The organism is Archangium minus (assembly GCF_044360475.1).
Lineage (GTDB): Bacteria > Myxococcota > Myxococcia > Myxococcales > Myxococcaceae > Archangium > Archangium minus.
This window is the reverse complement of the sequence record NZ_CP043494.1, coordinates 9,155,533-9,171,682: the sequence shown is the minus strand read 5'-3', so window position 1 is coordinate 9,171,682 and position 16,150 is coordinate 9,155,533. Positions and strand designations below refer to the sequence as shown.

Sequence of the window (16,150 nt, the reverse complement as noted above, 5' to 3'; positions counted from 1 at the left end):
TCGTGCTACTCGCCTACTTGTATGGGGTGGCCTCCCGTGCGTCGCGCAGGGCCTTGGTCCACCAACCGAGCCGTGAGAGCATCAGGGCCATGGCCTTCCGGGCGGGTTCAGGTTCGCGCAGCTCGCCGGCCTCGTTGAACTGCTGCCAGGCATTGCTGAAGCTCACACAGTCTCGGAGGGTGACCGCGTGCAGCTCCGCGAAAACCTGGCGCAGTTGCTCCACGGCGCGCAGGCCTCCCGAAATGCCTCCATAGGAGACGAACGCCACGGGTTTGGCCTGCCAGGGCGTGTGGACCGCGTCGATGAGGAGCTTGAGCGATGCGGGATAGCCGTGGTTGTACTCTGGCGTGACGACAATGAACGCGTCCGCTCCCGCGAGGCGCTCATTCAGTGCGAGCACTTCGGCGCCGGCCTTCTGTTCATATCGTCCGGGGAGCTCTAGGGCTGCCGGATCCACCACTTCCACGGTGAACATGCCCTGCCGGGCAATTTCGGCGGCGGCCCACTTCGCCACCGTGTCGCAGAATCGTCCCTCGCGGTTGCTGCCGTAAATCAATGCGACCTTCATCTTTCGTTCCATGGGGATTCCACTCCTTGTCAGGTTCGTGTGCGCGTCAGGTTGTGGCCAGAGGCAGGGCCAGGCCCGGTAGGGGCGGTGCCGCACGCGGTGCCGGTGTGCCGCGGCGTCCGTCCATTCGGCCAGGCATCGGGACGTTGGATGGGGGGCAGGCGGGCGGATAGGCTCTCTGGGGTTGGAAAATCCATACCCTTTTCTCTAGGACCTCAACAATACTTGAGGTCAAGAGGTGAGAGCGCATGGGACGAATCGATCCGAAGCATTTTACTGCGTATTCCGGCGAAGTGGAACACCCATTCCGGGCGAAGTGGAACACCCGTTCCGGCCATGTGGAACAGTCGGAGCGTCAGCGACGCTGGCCGGGGTTCACTTCGCCCCTTCTTGGACCGGGTCAAATTCCTTTCCGGGTCGCGCACCGAGTCGCCGGTGAGCTTGAGGCGATGGGCGTTGTGCACCAGCCGGTCGAGGATGGCATCGGCCACGGTGGCGTCGCCAATCACCGCGTGCCAGTCCTTCGTATCAAGCTGGGAGGTCACCACGGTGGCACCGGAGCCATACCTGTCCTCCAACACTTCCAGCAGTTCCTTGCGCTCGCTGGCGCCCAGGGGCTCCAGGCCGAAGTCGTCGAGAATCAGCACCTGGGCCTTGGCGAGCCTGCGCAGCAGGTGCGGGTAGGTGCCGTCGGCACGAGCCTGCGCCAGCTCGTCGAAGAGACGCGAGGCGCGGCGGTACACCACGCCGTAACCGTCGCGGCACGCCCTCTGTCCCAGCGCGCACGCCAGGAAGCTCTTGCCCACGCCGGTGGGGCCCGTCACCAGCACGTTCTGCGCCTGCGCCACCCAGCGTGAGGTGGACAGCTCCAGCACCTGGGCCTTGGTCAGCCCCCGCGCCAGGCCGTAGTCGATGTCCTCCAGGCACGCCGTCTGGCGCAGCCGCGCGGTGCGCAGGCGCGAGGTGAGCTTCTTGTTCTCCCGGTGCACCCACTCGGCATCCACCAGCAGGCCCACCAGGTCCGTCGGGCCCACCTCCTTGTCGGCTGTCCGCTCCGTCCAGGTGCGTAGGTAGTGGGCCATGCCGTACAACTTCATCGCGTTGAGCTTCTCCAGCGTCTGTTCCACCAGCATCGTCTCTTCTCCTCGTTGGGGTTGTTGGGTGTTGCCGCGCCGGAGCGCGCCCGAAGGGCGCGCGCAGGCGTACTCCGAGGCACCGGGCCGCGAAGGCTGGCACCGCGGAGCTCTGTCCGCGCACCGTGGCCGGGCGCGGGAAGTGTCAGTGGTAGTAGTCGGCGCCGCGCACGTTCTCGTGCGCGGGCAGCGGGCCTTTGTCCTCGGGTGCCGACTCCATCTCCTCGAGGTGGTGCTGGAGGATGGCGGCCACGGACTTGTAACTGTAGGCGCGGTGGCGCACGGCCCTGGCGCACGCCTTCTCCACGCGTTGTGGCCCGTGGCGCTCAGCCAGACGGATGACGCCCAGGGCCGAGCGGAAGCCCTGCTCGGGGTGGGGCCGGCGCTTCATCAGCTCCTCCACCAGCGCCGCCGTGCTGGGGCCCAGCGTGGAGGCCCACGAGAGAATCCGGCTCGGCGTCCACTCCGCATGTGCGCGGTGACTCTTGGGCATGTGTTCGGCCAGCGTGGTGAAGCCTCCGCGCTGCTGGCTGCGCACGTGGCTGGCCACGCGCCGGCCGCCCAGCAACACCTCCACGCACGAGGGCGTGTAGCGCACCTCCACCTGCTGCCCCACCAGCCCGTACGGCACGCTGTAGCAGTGCCCCTCCAGCTCCACGTGGTAGTCCACGTTGACGCGCGCCTTCTTCCAGTGCGCCAGCTCGTAGGGCTTGTCCGGCAGCGGTTTGAGGGCCGCCCTCTCCACCTCCTCGAAGAGTTGCCGGCGGCTCTTGCCCAGCTTACGCATGGGCCTCGTGTTCAACTTCTCCAGCAGCTCCGCCACCGCCTCGCGCACCTCACCCAGCGAGGCGAAGCGCCGGTTGCGCAGCGCCGCCAGAATCCACCTCTCGGCCAGCAGCACCCCGTTCTCCGCCTTCGCCTTGTCCCGCGGCTTGCGCGGCCTCGCCGGCACCACCGCGAAGCCGTAGTGCCGCGCCATGTCCGCGTAGCTGGGGTTGATGTCCGGCTCGTACCGGTTGGCTCGCGTCACTGCCGCCTTCAGGTTGTCGGGCACCGCCATCTCCGGCACCCCTCCGAAGTACGCGAACGCCCTCTGGTTGCACCCCACCCACGTGCCCACGTCCTCGCTGAAGACGGGCTCCACGTACGTGTAGTTGCTCGCCCCCAGCACCGCCACGTACAGCTTCGCCACCCGCACCTCGCCGCTCACCGCGTCGTGGACTTGCAGCCCATCGCCGCTGAAGTCCATGAAGCACTTTTCCCCGGCCCGGTGCTCCTGGCGCATGGTGACGCTCACGCTCTTGGCCCATCGCGCGTAGCGCTCGCAGAACTGGCTGTACTGGTAGCCCTCCGGGTGCTCCTCCCGGTACTCCTGCCACAACAGTAACTTGGTGACGCCCTTGCGCCTGAGTTCCGCGTGCACATGCGCCCAGTCCGGCTCGGGCCGGCTCGCCACCACCTTGCCCTCATCCGCGAACAGCAGCGCCGTGAGGGCGGTGTCGTTGTCCAGTTCCGGCGGCAGCGGCCAGCTCGTCAGCTTCGCCGCCTGCGCCCGGTACAGGTAGCGGTTGACCGTGCCCACGCCGATTCCCAGGCTCCGGGCAATCTCCCGCACCGACAGCTTCAGCTCCAACCTCTGCCTCAACAACTCTCTCAGCTTGCGCATGGACAGCCTCTCTGCCGCCATCAACACCTCCTTGAGGGGAGGTCAGAGGCGGCGGCTCGTCCAGCACCGTCAACGCTCCACTGGGTTTCCCATCCTGCCACCTACTTCCAGAGTGCGTTCCACTTGCCCCGGAATCGGTGTTCCACATGGCCGGAATGGGCGTTCCACATGCTCCGGAATCAGTGTTCCACTTGCCCCGGAATCGGTGTTCCACATGGTCCGGTGCACGCATTTTACGAAGGAGCTCAGCGTCGGCGAGGTGGCGGCGCGCAGCGGGGTGGCTGTCTCCACCCTCCACTTCTACGAGGCGCAGGGGCTCATTACCGGCTGGCGCAACTCCGGCAACCATCGCCGTTACTCGCGGGACGTGCTGCGCCGGGTGGCCGTCATCAAGGTGGCGCAGCGCGCGGGTATCCCCCTTGCGACCATCCGAGAGGCCCTACAGTCGCTACCAGAGGGCCGTACACCCACCGTTGAGGACTGGGCCAGGCTGTCTGCTTCGTGGAGGGCCGAGCTGGATGGCCGCATCCAGCGGCTGACGCGGCTGCGCGACCAGCTGGACAGCTGCATCGGCTGCGGCTGCTTGTCGCTGGCCTCGTGCCCACTTCGCAACCCCTGGGACGAGCTCTCCGAGCAGGGGCCGGGCCCGAGGCTGCTCGACCCGGACCCGTCGTGATGAGCCCTGCTCCGCGAGCTCAGTTCCGGGCGGGCTCGCGCTGACGTCGTACGCTGTCCTGCTGGGTGGCGCGGTGTTTCTGCCCCCATCTGGCAAGTTCGAGAAGGAGGGGTTGAAGCTGTTGTCCCTCCTGGCTGATGCGGTACTTCGCAACACGTGCTCCTGGGCTGATCGGAAGCTTTTCGATCAGTCCATCCGCCTCCAGTTGCTTGAGCTGGGATGCCAGCATCCGCTCGGAAATGCCCTCCGTTCTCGCCTTCATCTCACTGAACCGCTTAGGGCCGGAGAAGAGATCCCAAAGAATGTGAGGCTTCCAGCGATGACCGATGAGGCGAATCGCATAGGCGAGGGGGCAGCTCTCGTCCAGAGTTCTCTCGTTCTTGAAGTTCGTCGAGCTTGTTTTCCTCATGGAGGTCTCCACCGGGAGTTACTGACGAAATTGTAAGCGGGCACTTGCTGGATGGGCGGGATACGTTTCTTCCAGGATCGCACGGGCCGCGGAAGAGGCCGGGAGTCAAAAATGGAAGCTCAAGAGCTGGAACACATCAAGAAGGCGGTCGCGGGAGTCGAGAGTGCCTTCAATCGCCACGATGCCGAGGCGCTCGTGCATCGTTACACCCAGGATGTCGTCTGGGTGAATGTTGCCGGCATGCGTCTCAAGGGGAAGGATGAAATCCTCCGGTTCGGGAGAAAGGCATTCGCGAGCGCGCTTCAGGATTCGTATGCACGTTACGTGGTGGAGGACATCTCGTTTCTCAAGACCGATGTCGCCGTGGTGAACATCCGTCAGTTCCCGATCACGAAGGAGGGGCAGGTCATCGAGGGAGGGCAGGGGAGTGTGGCACTCTTCGTGATGACGAAGCACAACGGCGACTGGTTTGTTGCGGCTGGACAGAACTCTTTTCTTCCAAAGTCGTCCCCTTAGGGGGAGGCCCCTGTTCGAGACCGTGCTGGAGGGCTGCCGGGCTAGACGGACAGGTGGAGCAGTTCCTCGCCCGCCCGGCGAGCCGCCCCTTGAAGGCGTGAGCGGGAGGCGGGGCTACCGGAGAACGGCCACGATCGCGTCATCCATCACGACACCGTGGTGACGCTTGGCGGGACCGAAATTTCAGCCGATCCGGCCAGAATCCCCGCTCTCCCCTTCATCGGGGCCCCAACGCATCCTCCAATCCAAGCACCCGCCTCTCGCAGGCCTTCCGAGGACACGTCATGGCTCACGAACATCCCGCCCCCTCCGTCCACCACCTCGTGCCGGGCTTTGGCGCCGACCGCGCCGCCCACTACGACGCCCAGGCGTCCATCGCCCTCGCCGGCGTCCACGCGGCGTACGAGCTTGGCGTCAGTGCGCTGACCGCCCAGCTCGACGGCCATGACACGGCGTCGCTGCTCTTCGTGGGACGTATCCACTCGGCAGAGCGGTGCAGGGGGGCGGCGCAGATGTGATAACGGGTGCGCCGCCCGCCGGTCTGCCGACGGGGATGGGCGGTGCTCAGGTCGCGGCAGAAGAGGTGGAGGGCGTCTGCGAGGCAGCCGCGCGCGCGGCCTTCCACATGGGCGGCAGCAGTTCCTCGAGACGGCGCTGCGGCCAGCCCTGGGCGAGCTTCTCCAGCACGTCAGCCAGGTACGCCCACGGCTCCACCCCGGCCAGCACGCACGTGGCCACCAGCGTGTACACGCACGCGGCGCGCTCGGCTCCCGCGTCGCTGCCGGCGAAAAGGTAGTTCTTCCTGCCGACGGCAATCTCCCGCAGCCGCAGCTCCGAGGCGTTGTTGTGCAGCGGCAGGCGCGCGTCCTCCATGAAGCGCGTCAGCGACTTCCACTGGTTGATGGCGTAGCGGCACGCCCGTGCCAGCGGACTCTTCGGCGGCTCCCGGTTGTAGACTTCGGCCATCCAGCGCCCCAGTTGCTCCGTGACAGCGCGTGAGAGCGTGTCACGCCTGCGCAGCCGCTCGGTCTCCTCCACCTGCTGCTCGTCGGCTTCGCGCTCCACCTCGAAGAGCCGGCCGATGAGAGAGAGCGGCAGCGCCGCTCGTGTGTCACCGGCGTCCAAGGCCTCGACGAAGTAGCGACGGGCATGGCTCCAGCACCCCACCTCCACCGCGGTGGCGCCCTGGCGGGTAAACAGCTTGTCGTAGCCCTTGTACCCGTCCACCAGCAGCCAGCCCTCACGCTTGTCCAGGAAGGACAGGGGCCCTTCTTCCTTCCAGTCCGGCGTGTAGACGAAGGCCGCCCAGGTGGTGTCCCCCAAGTACACCCACATGTGCCCGCGCTTGAGTCCGTTGGGGTGCTCTCTGTCGAGCACCTTCAGGTGCGTATCGTCGCTCTGCAGCACGTGCGAGGCCAGCGCCCGTTGGGCCACCTCCCGGGCCAGCGGCTGGAGGGTGTCGGCGCCCGCGGCCACCCAGTCCGAGAGCGTCGAGGTACGCAGCTGCACGCCATGGCGCGCGTAGATGCCGCTCAGCCGGTGCAGCGGCAGGTGGTCCTTGAATTTGGAGACGAGGACGTGGGCCACCAGGCCCGGTCCGGGCAATCCCCCCTCAATCACCCTGTCGGCGGGAGGCGCCACCACCAGCCCGTCACCACACGGCCGGCAGGCGTACTTGGGCCGTACCTCCTCAATCACCTTGAAGTGGCCAGGCACCCACTCCAATGTCTCACTCTTCTCCTGGCCACAGCACGTCTTGTCCCGCCCGCATGCCTCGCACCGCAGCGCCTCGGGCGGGGGCTGGTGGACGCGCTGCTCGCGCGGCAGGCTGGAGGGCAGCGGGCGGCGCCCGTGCCCCTTGCGCTCCTTCTTTCGCGATTCCTTGTGGGGTGGCTTGGAGGGCGGCGTGGAGCCCGCCGCGACGCCTGCGTCCCCGGCCTGGGGCGGCGCCGCCTCTTGGGCCCCGGCGTTCTGCTGGCCCAGTTGCTCCAGGAACAGCGACAGTTGCTCGGCGGAGAGCTTCTCGCTTTGGCGGCCAAACCGCTGGCGCAGCGCCTTGCGCAGCCGCAACTCCAACTCGGTGTTCTTCTCCACCAATTGCGAGAGCAGGCCCACCACCAGCTCAATCACCTGCTCGTCCTGGCCCTCGGCCAGCAGCGTGCGCAGCAGCGCCGCCACGCCGTGTACGTCCGTCGTCTTCTTGCCGGGAGCCGCGCCGCTCATGTCCCGGGACATGAGCCATGACCCGGACCCAGGACGCAAGAGGTATTCTCAAGCAACCGACTTCTCAGGTGGGGGCTGCCAGCGAGGCCGGCGGACACTGGCCTTCAAATCAATCCCCTCCAGCAGCAGGGTGAGCTCCACCGCTTCCAGGATGACGGCGCCCGTGTCCTCCGGTAGCGGGCGCGGCAGGCGGAAGCTGCCCTTCTCCAGGCGCTTGGAGAAGAGGCAGAAGCCACCGGAGTGCCACCACAACACCTTCACCATGTCGCGCGTGCGGTTGAAGAAGACGAAGAGGTGTCCACTCAGCGGGTCCTCTCGCAGGACCTGTCGTGCCAGCAAGGACAGCCCGTCGAAGGACTTGCGCATGTCCACCGGCTGGCTCGCCAGGTGGATGCGCACCGAGGAGGGTAGTGTCAGCATGCTTCCTCCAGCGCCCTCACCAGCCGCGCCAGCGCGTGCGCGTCGAAGCCCGGCTCCACTCGGATGCGCCGGCCCCTGGCCAGTAGCACCTCCATGCTGGCTGTGCTCGGTGCCCCACGTGCTTCTGGCGAGGGCGGCGCCGTGACGTGCACCGGGACGAACGAGAGCGCCGGGCCCGCCTCCCCGGCCCGCCGCTTCTTCCACCACCTCAGCCGCTGTGGCGTAAGCCCATGGCGGCGGGCGAACTCCGCCACCGACAGCCCGCTCGCCTCGTAGGCCTCCAGCACCGCCTGCGCTTCGGCCTCCGTCCAGTAGTTGCTTGCCGCCGCCCTCGCCAGCGTTGCGTCCACTCTTTCCGTGTTGCGTCCCATGTCTACACCTCCTGGAACGCGACGCTGAACGGCTCCTCCCTCACGCGGAAGGTGTGGTCCACCGAGCGCTTACCGTGGGACTGGGCACGGGCGCGGAGTTGGTGCCCTACACCCGCTTCGACGTGCCGGGCTGGCGCTTCACGGGCGTGGAGCCCTCCGACGCCATGCTTGCCGTCGCCCGCAAGCGCCTGGAGGCCGAGGGATTGCTCTCTCGCACGCATCTGCACGTGGGCGAGCTGCACACCCTGCCCGCCGGTCCCCCGTTCGACGGCGCGCAGCTGATGGGGGTCCTGCACCATGTGGAGGGCGAGGCGGCTCGCCTCGAGCTGCTGCGAGAGGTGACCCGGCGGCTCAAGCCCGGAGCGCCCCTCGTCCTGGGTTGCCGCGTCGGCAAGGACCCCGAGCTGACGAATGTGGAGCTGCGGCGGGGGCGGGCGTATGGAATCCCCCTGGACGAGCTGGAGCGTCGACGCCAGCTCTTCGCGATGATGCGGCCCATTGAGTCCGATGCCGCCCTGTTCGAGATGTTCGCCCGGACCGGACTGGTGGCGCCGCGTCCGATCTTCGTCTCGCTGCAGTACAAGGTCTTCCTCGCGCGCTTCGAGCCCGGAGCTGTGGGCTGAGATCCTGATGGGCGTATCGAGCTCAAGCGTCCGGACTTGAACCTGGCGCATCAGCCCACGCAGTTCCCGCGGCACCCAATCCAGTCACCCTCCTAGTGGACTTCAGACAAGGGCCTCGGGTTCTCGGAACTCGGGGCCCTTGTCTTGTGCGGGGGATGCTACCCCCTGTCCCCGCGTCTCAGCTCAGCGGGGCTTGAAGCTCTTCGTATAGACAAGTCTTTTCAGGCTATCAAAAGTTTCACCAAGTGCTCAATTGCACTCGCAAGCACGAGGTCCTCGGATGACATTGATTGAGGGTGATTCCAGTCTTCTTGGAATTTGGAGCGCTCAAGCTTCAGTGCAGCCATGACCGAAATCAATCGAGCTGCGTGTGTCCATGAAATTCAGGCCGGTGCACGACTCGTTGTTCACATTGAGTTTCCGTTTTGGCATGTTATACGGAGAAAGCCCACTGGAACACGCTTTCGGCCCAAAGCACGCTGTCCATCCGCTTGAATTGGCCGGGTGCGGCATGGATTCAAATCGCCCAACTGGCAAGGAAACGAGAAACCACGATGACCCACAAGACACTACGTACGTCCTCCCTGTTGCTCATGGTGGGCGTCTTCGGAACCGGGTGTCTGCTTGACGGAGGGATGACGGCGGAAGAGGCGGGGTCCGGCGAATGCTCCGGCAGTGAATGCCTCAGCGACGGCACGAGAGGCAGTGGTGGGTCCGATGGCAGCAGTGAGTCCAAGCTCGCGGCTGCGTGTGATCCCGGAACCACGACGACGGCCTGGGCGACGAGCTGCCCGACCTCGCCGCCGGCTTGCACCGCCGGCACCTGGAGGGCGGGTGGACCGGATCCGGATCACTCAAACTTCAAGCTGATCAAGGAGTCCGCGCACTTCGCCATCTATTCGGATGAGGCCATCTCCAGCACCACGGCTCAGGCCGCGCTCGACACACTCGAGAATACCATCTGGAAGGTCTACTTCGGGTCGCCGATCTTCTTCAAGGAACCGCTCTGCAACCTGACAAACAAGACCAAGGTCAGCATCCACGTTCATTCCGACTGGGGCCTCTCCGGCGGCGCCTGGAGCTCGACACGGATGGGAATGTGGATTGGAACCGGTGCGCTCAATGATCGCTGGGGGCTCGCGCACGAGTTCATGCATGCCGTGCAGAGCGTGAGCGGCGGCATGACGTGCAACCAGTCGAACACCTGTGGCTGGATCTACGAGAGCCACGCCAACTTCATGCCTCACCAGCTCCCCGAGTACCGCAACGAGGTGCACTGCTCGGAGATGTCGGTGAACGCGCCGCACGTCTACCTGGGCTCGACGCGCGATCGCTACTGCAACTGGCAGTTCATGGAGTTCTTGAAGGACAAGTACTGCTACAGCGCGGTCAACGAGATCTGGACGAGCAGCCCGAGCAACGATCCCTTCTCGCAAATCATGAAGACGCGCGGCTGGAACATCAGCCAGATGAACGACTTCTTCGGCGAGTGGGCGATGCACAACGTGACCTGGGATTACAAGGATCCGCCCCCCACCAGCGGCGGCAACCAGGGCCCGACCTATCGTGCGCGGTACGGCTCGATCATGAACAAGTCGAGGCCGGAGCAGCGCCTCCGGCTGACCCAGCTCGAACCGCTGGATGGGAGCTACGCGACGACTCGGCGCTTCGTGACGCCGACCGGCTGGGCGCCGCAGCGCTGGGGCTACAATATCGTGCGGCTCTACCCGGAGACGGGCGCCACGAGCGTGACCGTGACCTTCCGCGGTGTGACGCAAAGTGGCGCGGACTCCGATTGGCGCTGGGGCCTTGTTGCCACGGACAGCGCCATCACCACGCCACGCTATAGCGCCCTGCAGCGCGGCTCGGACGGCGAGCTCACTTTCTGCGTCAATCCCGGCGAAGCGCTCTTCCTGGTCGTGGTCGGAACGCCCTCCGTGCAAAAGCAGATCGTCTGGGATCAGATGTACAACACCATCCATCGCTATCCGTGGATGGTGCAGCTCGCGAATGCCTGGCCCGAGGGGTTCAAGAACGGCACGCAAGACGCCTGTCCTTCGGGGACGCAGCGTCACTCGAACGGCGGCGGCTGCGTGATCAGCAGCGTTCCGGCGAGCGTGTACGTCGGCCCCTACGCGCAGGTGCTTGGCGGAACCGTGAGCGGCTCGGCGCGCATTGAGGATCACGCGGTGGTCCTGTCGGGCAACGTCTCCGGTGGCACCGTCACCGGCCTTTCGGTGCTGACGAACGGCTTCCGCGTGAGCGGCTCGGCCAAGGTTGCCTCCACCTTCTATCCGCTCGGCTTCTACGAAGGCCAGCAGTCGGTGTCGGGCACGGCGCAGCTCATCGGTGACATCGAATACCGGGGCGTAGGCATCAACAAGTCGAGCGGCACCTACTTCGGCTTCGTCGATCCGGGCACCCCGGCCGCTTCGAACACGACGGACGTCACGATCGCGCCGCCGTACACCTGGCGGCCGTAGCGCGGGGGAGTCCGGAGGCAGGGGAGGGCGGCGGGATGAGAACCCGCCGCCCCGTTGTGCCTGTGAACCGCGGAGCGCACTCTGAGAATACAGGCGCGGCTCTGACGGAAGTTTTCGCGTATCACCGTCGTGTTTCCCCACGTTCGACTCCGTAGGTGGGGAACACGCGCCCTCTCGTTCGGGTGGGCTCGGAGGTATAAGAGCCCTCTTTCAACCCAAGGAGCCTCGAATGCGCATGCGTTGGTGTGTCGTCCTGCTGGTTCCGTTGGTCGGGTGTGTCTCGAAGAAGGCCTTCGAGTCGAAGTCTCAGGAGGCGCTCACCCTCAAGCAGCAGTACGACGAGCAACAGGAGCAGATGAAGGCTCTCCAGGCCGCGGCCGAGAAGGCGCAGAAGGAGAACGCGGAGCTGGAGTCCTCGCTCGCGAACAGTGACGCGGAGCGTCGCGCGCTGCGCAAGCGCGTGGACGAGCTGTCGGATCTCAACCAGGAGCTGTCGCGGAGCACCGAGAAGCTCGCCGCGGCCAAGGAGGCGCTCGAGAAGAAGTCCAGCGAGTACGAGAACCTCGCCAAGAGCCTCAAGGAGGAGATCAAGACCGGGAAGATCGAGCTGTCCGAGCTCAAGGGCCGGATGGTGGTGAAGATGAAGGACAAGATCCTCTTCTCCTCAGGCAGCACGAAGCTCAACAAGGAGGGCCAGGAGGCGCTGGCGAAGGTGGCGCAGGCGCTCAAGGACGTGCAGGGGAAGATCATCCGGGTCGAGGGCCACACGGACAACGTGCCGGTGCCGGCGGACGCGAAGACGGAGTTCGACTCGAACTGGGAGCTGTCCACCACGCGCGCGCTCGTCGTCGTGAAGCTGCTTCAAGAGCAGGGAGTGCCGCCCACGATGCTCTCCGCGCTGGGCTATGGCGAGTACCAGCCCATCGCCTCCAACCAGACGGCGGAGGGACGAAGCCTGAACCGGCGCATCGAGATCGTCCTCGCTCCCGCCGAGCAGGCCCCGTCCTCGGTGGTGGCCGCCTCGGTGAAGAAGGCTCCGGAGCCCGCTCCCGCTCCCGCGGTGAAGCCGGCCTCCGGCGCCAAACCCGCCGCGAAGAAGAAGTAGTGGTGGGGTGGGCCGGGGCGGTTGCCTGCCCCGGTCCCCCCATGCCAACGCGTTTTTTTTCCGGTTAAGGGCGTTTCCCCTTCCTTCGGTGGGGGCGATGCCGCGGCGTAGCTTGGTACTCCTCTTCCGTTGCGGTTCGGACTGCAACGCTGACTCGTCCTGAGGAGGTCCAGCTATGGGTACCCAGCAAGTGGGCGCGAGCCTGAGCCGATGGCGCGCTCGAGCCGTTTCGTTGTTCGCCGCCGTATCGATGTTGGTTTCGTTCAGTGCCGCCGCCCAGACGTCGATGCGCGACGTCTTGCTGGTTGGCAACAACTGGGATGGGACCGCCGACGTCATTGACGTGCGGACCTACCAGCGGCTGAAGCGCATCAACGTCATTCCGGACCGTAGCGAGCGGATGCAGGAAATCCTGCTCGACCCGGCGCGTCTGACGTACTTCCTGCTCATCCGCGAGCAGGTGGGCGAGGGCCACGATCAGTTCGTGGATGACATGTTCGCCTCGAAGGACGGGCAGGTCATCTACGTCTCGCGACCCAGCTTCGCGGACGTCGTCGCCATTGAGGTGGGCACCAACAGGATCCGCTGGCGGACGCGGGTCGACGGTCAGCGCGCCGACCACATGGCCATCTCGCCGGATGGTGCCCGGCTCGCCGTCTCGGCCTCGACGGCGAATCGCGTGAACATGATCGACACCGCCACGGGGAACATCGTCGGCTCCTTCTCCACAGGGGACAGCCCGCACGAGAACAACTACTCCCGCGATGGCAGCAAGATCTTCAATGCCAGCATCGGCTTCGTCTACACGCCATTCGATAGCCCGGAGCTGGATGGCACCAAGGGTGAGCGCATCTTCCAGATCGTCGATGCGCGCACGCTGCAGGTCCTCCGGAGGATGAACATGCGCGAGAAGCTCGCCGAGCTCGGAATGCCAGAGATGAGCCCGTCGGTCCGGCCGATGGCGCTGTCCCCCGACGAGCGGTTCCTCTACTTCCAGGTGTCGTTCTTCCACGGCTTCGTGGAGTACGACCTGCAGGAGGATCGCGTGACGCGGCTTGCCCACCTGCCGGTGCCCCCGGAGACCCAGGCGCTGCGCCGCGACCAGTACATCCTCGACTCCGCCCACCATGGACTCGCGATGAGCGGCGATGGGACCAAGCTCTGCGTGGCGGGAACGATGTCCAACTACGCGGCGATCGTCTCACGCGAGACGCTCCGCTACCGCATCCACCCGCTTGGCGCGAGGACCTACTGGGCGACAACCAGCGCCGACGGAAACTATTGCTATGTCTCGGTGGCGGGCGACGACACCGTGTCGGTCATCTCCTACGCGACCGAGCAGGAGGTGGCCCGCATTCCCGTCGGCGACCACCCGCAGCGTGCGCGCACCGCGAAGCTCGCGGCGTCGCTCTTCCCCTGAAGAACTGGCGGAAGAGGGCCCGGACCTCATCGCCCGGGCCCGTCCAGCGGAAGGACCTCCTCGAATTCCGTACGCACACCTCGCGCAAGAGCGGCCACAGCATCGACCTCTACACGTAGAGACGGTTGTTAGTGCTAATGCCGCTCCAACTCCCTGTACCAGTCCCACAACTGCCCGCTCACCGCGTAGATGTAGGCGCTGGAGAGGTCCTCGAACTTCTTCGTCGGAAGCGCGGAGAGACGCTCGCGCAGGAAACCCGGATCCCTGAGCTCCTCTCGGTGCTTCAAGTCGGTGTCCATTTCCACCACGGCGGGCATGACTCGGAGCACGGCCTCCAGGCTCTCCTCCCGGTTGGCGCGAGCCATGCGCTCCACTGTGAGGGACAGGTGCTCGCGGACCGACGCGGGGCCTTGGGGGCACCATGCCTCCAGCGTCTTGTGCCAGAGGTCCTCCATGAGTTCTTCCAGTGTGTACCTCTTGCCGAACCGGAACGCGTAACGAGGGCCCTGGAGCACCTCCCAGAAGCGCAGCTGCGAGGCGAGCCGGTTCGCCATTCGCTCAGCGCTGTGCGGCGGCGGCGGAGACACGGCATGGTAGAGCGCCCCCCAAGGGGTACTCAGGCAGAAGGACTCGAAGGCCTCCTCCATGGGTTGGCGCTCCTGCTTCTGGACGCACTCGTCCAATCGGGTGAAAACCTCGCCGAACAGGTGCACCCACCAGCCAGTGCGGCCCAAGTCGAACTCGGCCCCTGAGTGCATCACCAGTACCTCACCGGGAGCCACCGCGCGCATCTGCCGGGGTTGGGGAAAGGCACCGGTCTCGAGGTATTCCCGGCCCCACCACTTGCCCTCGGCTCTCACCTTGCGGAGAATGGCGGCGGTGGTGCCATGGAGCCACGCTGGAAACTCGAGCACCGGGGATTGTTCCGTGGTCATGGTGTTTGGCCCTACCATCGCGGTCAGGTGCTCCTCAAGCGCCAGCTCCTTCGCCCGCTCCGAGCGCAGCAAACGCCTCCCTGCTGCTCAATGGCAATCCCCAGGCAGGTAGACTTGGCCCTGGAAGCCCTTGGGGCGTTTACCCCCTTCATAGGCGGCCCGGATGGCCTGCTCGGCCAGCTCACCGCGGTGCTCTACCTCTTCCCTGGGCAACGCCTCTTCCTTCTGGGCCGCGCGCTCCTTCCAGGATGCATGGGGTTTCTTGCGCCGGTAGCTCCAGCGGTACAGCGTCACTCCGGGCTCGGGCGTGCGCCAGGACAACTGCCAGAGTGCGCCCCCGTTCTCGAATTCGAGGAAGAGTGACCCCTCGAACCCGGTGCCTCCCACGAGCTTCTTGTCAGGGTCAACGGCCTCATTCAGGGCCGCCAGGTAGCGCCTCGCCTGTTCTCTCGCTTCCGCATGCGACTTCTCATTATCCGGCTTCACCTCGAACAGCACCCGGGCGCTGGTATCGGTGATGTCCGGGCGCAAGAGCCTCACGAGCTCCGAAAGACGCTCGGGGTCCCCTAACTTCCCCTCCTTCACGATTCTGGAGAGACTGGCGGTGTTGAGGAAGACGACTCTGGCGGGATGCCGCGCGCTGTACTCAATGCCAACGGCCGTATGTGCGGCCCTGCCAAGAAACGCGCCCCAGGGCTCCCAGGAGTCTGGCTTGCGGCCAGGGAGCGTGGAGGAGGGCGGCTCCGCATGAGCGCCAAGGGCCGTCACGAGCACCACTAGAAAACCCGCCAGCCCCAAGGTGCTCCTCGTCCTGGTTCCACGCTCTTTCATGGCCAACATGCTCCTCTCATTACTGTGTGGGGGTGGGGAGGGGACCATAAAGGGCTGGCACACTCCTCAACACCCCAAGTGCGCCGCCGGACACGCCTTCTTGGTGTCCCCACTCCATGGGGTTAGCGTGGTCTAACATGCCTGACAGGTCGCTCCAGGCCCAGAATGCCATCCGCAGAAGAAAACGGCGCTCGCCCATAGTTGAGGCGAGCGCCGCAGGGTGAGGCGGTGCGACGGTGAACTGTCTTGGTGGGTGCTCACCTGACGCGGGGGTTCAGCCAGTTCCAAATCTCGTTGTCGAGATAGCCCTGGTAAGAGGGCTGGTACAAGTTCGTGTTCGGGGGAATCCGACAAACGAAGAGACGGTCGTCCTGGTCGATGAGCTTCCTGAGCTGGTCAGTCCACCAATTCGGCGACTCTGACGTTTCGACGAACCACTGGGACCTGAGTGGACGCGCCCAGGAGATGGAGTTCCTCTCGATGAAAGACTTCACAACTTCGTAGTCCTTCGAGCGCTCGTGCCCGTTGAGGTCGTAGCTGATCATCAAAACCATTGAAGTACCTCGTCCCCGAAAGGGGACAGTTAGAAGGGATGAAGCGGCTTTACGTGGCGGGCCATCCGGAATGTGGGCGGCCCGCCACGCTGGCTCACCAACTCAGGCAGCACGCCAAGCCTGGTTGTGCTCGATGTTCCAGCGGAGCCTGTGCAGAGGGAGGCGGTGCCGGTTCAGTTGGCTCGACGTCCTTCACAGTCGCCGCCGTTTCGCATGA

Annotated in this window: 17 protein-coding genes; 7 read left to right on the top strand and 10 right to left on the bottom strand. The window is 65.6% G+C overall.

All coding sequences use genetic code 11. The features are described from left to right. Positions 1-13: 13 nt before the first annotated feature. The 3 genes from F0U60_RS37275 to istA all read right to left on the bottom strand — a co-directional run bounded on the left by F0U60_RS37275 (position 14) and on the right by istA (position 3,367). Positions 14-580, bottom strand: coding sequence for an NADPH-dependent FMN reductase (locus F0U60_RS37275; protein ID WP_395806812.1), 567 nt, complete (start codon positions 578-580; stop codon positions 14-16). A 203-nt stretch (positions 581-783) separates the two neighbouring features. Beyond that, the gene (gene istB / locus F0U60_RS37270; protein WP_395806811.1) at positions 784-1,701 is read right to left on the bottom strand and encodes an IS21-like element helper ATPase IstB; all 918 of its coding nucleotides are present in this window, start codon (positions 1,699-1,701) and stop codon (positions 784-786) included. Positions 1,702-1,846: 145 nt separating this feature from the next. Further along, positions 1,847-3,367 (bottom strand): IS21 family transposase, encoded by a 1,521-nt coding sequence (gene istA, locus F0U60_RS37265; protein ID WP_395825442.1) that lies wholly within the window; start codon positions 3,365-3,367, stop codon positions 1,847-1,849. Positions 3,368-3,581: 214 nt separating this feature from the next. Here istA and soxR point away from each other — a divergent pair, with 214 nt between their 5' ends. Then, a complete protein-coding gene (gene soxR / locus F0U60_RS37260) occupies positions 3,582-4,043 on the top strand; it encodes a redox-sensitive transcriptional activator SoxR (RefSeq protein WP_395806810.1) in 462 nt (153 codons plus the stop codon). A gap of 19 nt (positions 4,044-4,062) precedes the next feature. Here the strand turns inward: soxR and F0U60_RS37255 are convergent, their stop codons facing one another. After that, positions 4,063-4,452 (bottom strand): winged helix-turn-helix transcriptional regulator, encoded by a 390-nt coding sequence (locus F0U60_RS37255; RefSeq protein WP_395806809.1) that lies wholly within the window; start codon positions 4,450-4,452, stop codon positions 4,063-4,065. A 111-nt stretch (positions 4,453-4,563) separates the two neighbouring features. On the opposite strand from F0U60_RS37255, the gene F0U60_RS37250 reads away from it, so the two are divergent. Together F0U60_RS37250 and F0U60_RS37245 are read left to right on the top strand one after the other, a co-directional pair. After that, the gene (locus tag F0U60_RS37250; RefSeq protein ID WP_395806808.1) at positions 4,564-4,968 is read left to right on the top strand and encodes an SgcJ/EcaC family oxidoreductase; all 405 of its coding nucleotides are present in this window, start codon (positions 4,564-4,566) and stop codon (positions 4,966-4,968) included. Positions 4,969-5,252: 284 nt separating this feature from the next. Continuing rightward, entirely contained in the window at positions 5,253-5,486 is a 234-nt protein-coding gene (locus F0U60_RS37245) for a hypothetical protein (protein ID WP_395806807.1), read from the top strand. 46 nt (positions 5,487-5,532) lie between these two features. Here F0U60_RS37245 and tnpC read toward each other — a convergent pair whose 3' ends face one another. Genes tnpC through tnpA form a run of 3 tightly spaced genes read right to left on the bottom strand, consistent with a single transcriptional unit; the run spans position 5,533 to position 7,982 of the window. Continuing rightward, positions 5,533-7,203, bottom strand: a complete 1,671-nt coding sequence (tnpC, locus tag F0U60_RS37240; protein ID WP_395806806.1) for an IS66 family transposase — start codon at positions 7,201-7,203, stop codon at positions 5,533-5,535. Between the two features lie 36 nt (positions 7,204-7,239). Then, positions 7,240-7,611, bottom strand: coding sequence for an IS66 family insertion sequence element accessory protein TnpB (gene tnpB / locus F0U60_RS37235; RefSeq protein WP_395804316.1), 372 nt, complete (start codon positions 7,609-7,611; stop codon positions 7,240-7,242). Then, positions 7,605-7,982 carry an IS66 family insertion sequence element accessory protein TnpA gene (gene tnpA, locus F0U60_RS37230; RefSeq protein WP_395804314.1) on the bottom strand — a complete coding sequence of 126 codons (378 nt, stop codon included), beginning with the start codon at positions 7,980-7,982 and terminating at the stop codon, positions 7,605-7,607. Before tnpA ends, tnpB begins: the two co-directional genes overlap by 7 nt. Before the next feature lie 74 nt (positions 7,983-8,056). Here tnpA and F0U60_RS37225 point away from each other — a divergent pair, with 74 nt between their 5' ends. From F0U60_RS37225 to F0U60_RS37210, 4 genes are all read left to right on the top strand, one after another. Further along, positions 8,057-8,605, top strand: a complete 549-nt coding sequence (locus F0U60_RS37225) for a class I SAM-dependent methyltransferase (RefSeq protein ID WP_395806805.1) — start codon at positions 8,057-8,059, stop codon at positions 8,603-8,605. A 554-nt stretch (positions 8,606-9,159) separates the two neighbouring features. Next, positions 9,160-11,088, top strand: a complete 1,929-nt coding sequence (locus F0U60_RS37220; protein WP_395806804.1) for a DUF6055 domain-containing protein — start codon at positions 9,160-9,162, stop codon at positions 11,086-11,088. A 229-nt stretch (positions 11,089-11,317) separates the two neighbouring features. After that, positions 11,318-12,193, top strand: coding sequence for an OmpA family protein (locus F0U60_RS37215; protein WP_395806803.1), 876 nt, complete (start codon positions 11,318-11,320; stop codon positions 12,191-12,193). 175 nt (positions 12,194-12,368) lie between these two features. Then, complete coding sequence (locus tag F0U60_RS37210; RefSeq protein ID WP_395806802.1) at positions 12,369-13,613, top strand: YncE family protein; 1,245 nt, start codon at positions 12,369-12,371, stop codon at positions 13,611-13,613. A gap of 134 nt (positions 13,614-13,747) precedes the next feature. On the opposite strand, the gene F0U60_RS37205 is transcribed toward F0U60_RS37210, so the two are convergent. The 3 genes from F0U60_RS37205 to F0U60_RS37195 form a co-directional block, all read right to left on the bottom strand. Beyond that, positions 13,748-14,548: a hypothetical protein gene (locus F0U60_RS37205; protein ID WP_395806801.1), complete on the bottom strand. Its 801-nt coding sequence runs from the start codon at positions 14,546-14,548 to the stop codon at positions 13,748-13,750. An 87-nt stretch (positions 14,549-14,635) separates the two neighbouring features. Continuing rightward, a complete protein-coding gene (locus F0U60_RS37200; RefSeq protein ID WP_395806800.1) occupies positions 14,636-15,379 on the bottom strand; it encodes a hypothetical protein in 744 nt (247 codons plus the stop codon). Positions 15,380-15,636: 257 nt separating this feature from the next. Further along, positions 15,637-15,933 carry a hypothetical protein gene (locus F0U60_RS37195; RefSeq protein WP_395806799.1) on the bottom strand — a complete coding sequence of 99 codons (297 nt, stop codon included), beginning with the start codon at positions 15,931-15,933 and terminating at the stop codon, positions 15,637-15,639. Positions 15,934-16,150: the final 217 nt, after the last annotated feature.

Bases quoted from the DNA above. Each gene is read 5' to 3' on its own strand.
- F0U60_RS37275 (WP_395806812.1), bottom strand. From the start codon at position 580: ATGGAACGAAAGATGAAGGTCGCATTGATTTACGGCAGCAACCGCGAG.
- istB (WP_395806811.1), bottom strand. From the start codon at position 1,701: ATGCTGGTGGAACAGACGCTGGAGAAGCTCAACGCGATGAAGTTGTAC.
- istA (WP_395825442.1), bottom strand. From the start codon at position 3,367: ATGCGCAAGCTGAGAGAGTTGTTGAGGCAGAGGTTGGAGCTGAAGCTG.
- soxR (WP_395806810.1), top strand. From the start codon at position 3,582: ATGGTCCGGTGCACGCATTTTACGAAGGAGCTCAGCGTCGGCGAGGTG.
- F0U60_RS37255 (WP_395806809.1), bottom strand. From the start codon at position 4,452: ATGAGGAAAACAAGCTCGACGAACTTCAAGAACGAGAGAACTCTGGAC.
- F0U60_RS37250 (WP_395806808.1), top strand. From the start codon at position 4,564: ATGGAAGCTCAAGAGCTGGAACACATCAAGAAGGCGGTCGCGGGAGTC.
- F0U60_RS37245 (WP_395806807.1), top strand. From the start codon at position 5,253: ATGGCTCACGAACATCCCGCCCCCTCCGTCCACCACCTCGTGCCGGGC.
- tnpC (WP_395806806.1), bottom strand. From the start codon at position 7,203: ATGTCCCGGGACATGAGCGGCGCGGCTCCCGGCAAGAAGACGACGGAC.
- tnpB (WP_395804316.1), bottom strand. From the start codon at position 7,611: ATGCTGACACTACCCTCCTCGGTGCGCATCCACCTGGCGAGCCAGCCG.
- tnpA (WP_395804314.1), bottom strand. From the start codon at position 7,982: ATGGGACGCAACACGGAAAGAGTGGACGCAACGCTGGCGAGGGCGGCG.
- F0U60_RS37220 (WP_395806804.1), top strand. From the start codon at position 9,160: ATGACCCACAAGACACTACGTACGTCCTCCCTGTTGCTCATGGTGGGC.
- F0U60_RS37215 (WP_395806803.1), top strand. From the start codon at position 11,318: ATGCGCATGCGTTGGTGTGTCGTCCTGCTGGTTCCGTTGGTCGGGTGT.
- F0U60_RS37210 (WP_395806802.1), top strand. From the start codon at position 12,369: ATGGGTACCCAGCAAGTGGGCGCGAGCCTGAGCCGATGGCGCGCTCGA.
- F0U60_RS37205 (WP_395806801.1), bottom strand. From the start codon at position 14,548: ATGACCACGGAACAATCCCCGGTGCTCGAGTTTCCAGCGTGGCTCCAT.
- F0U60_RS37200 (WP_395806800.1), bottom strand. From the start codon at position 15,379: ATGAAAGAGCGTGGAACCAGGACGAGGAGCACCTTGGGGCTGGCGGGT.
- F0U60_RS37195 (WP_395806799.1), bottom strand. From the start codon at position 15,933: ATGGTTTTGATGATCAGCTACGACCTCAACGGGCACGAGCGCTCGAAG.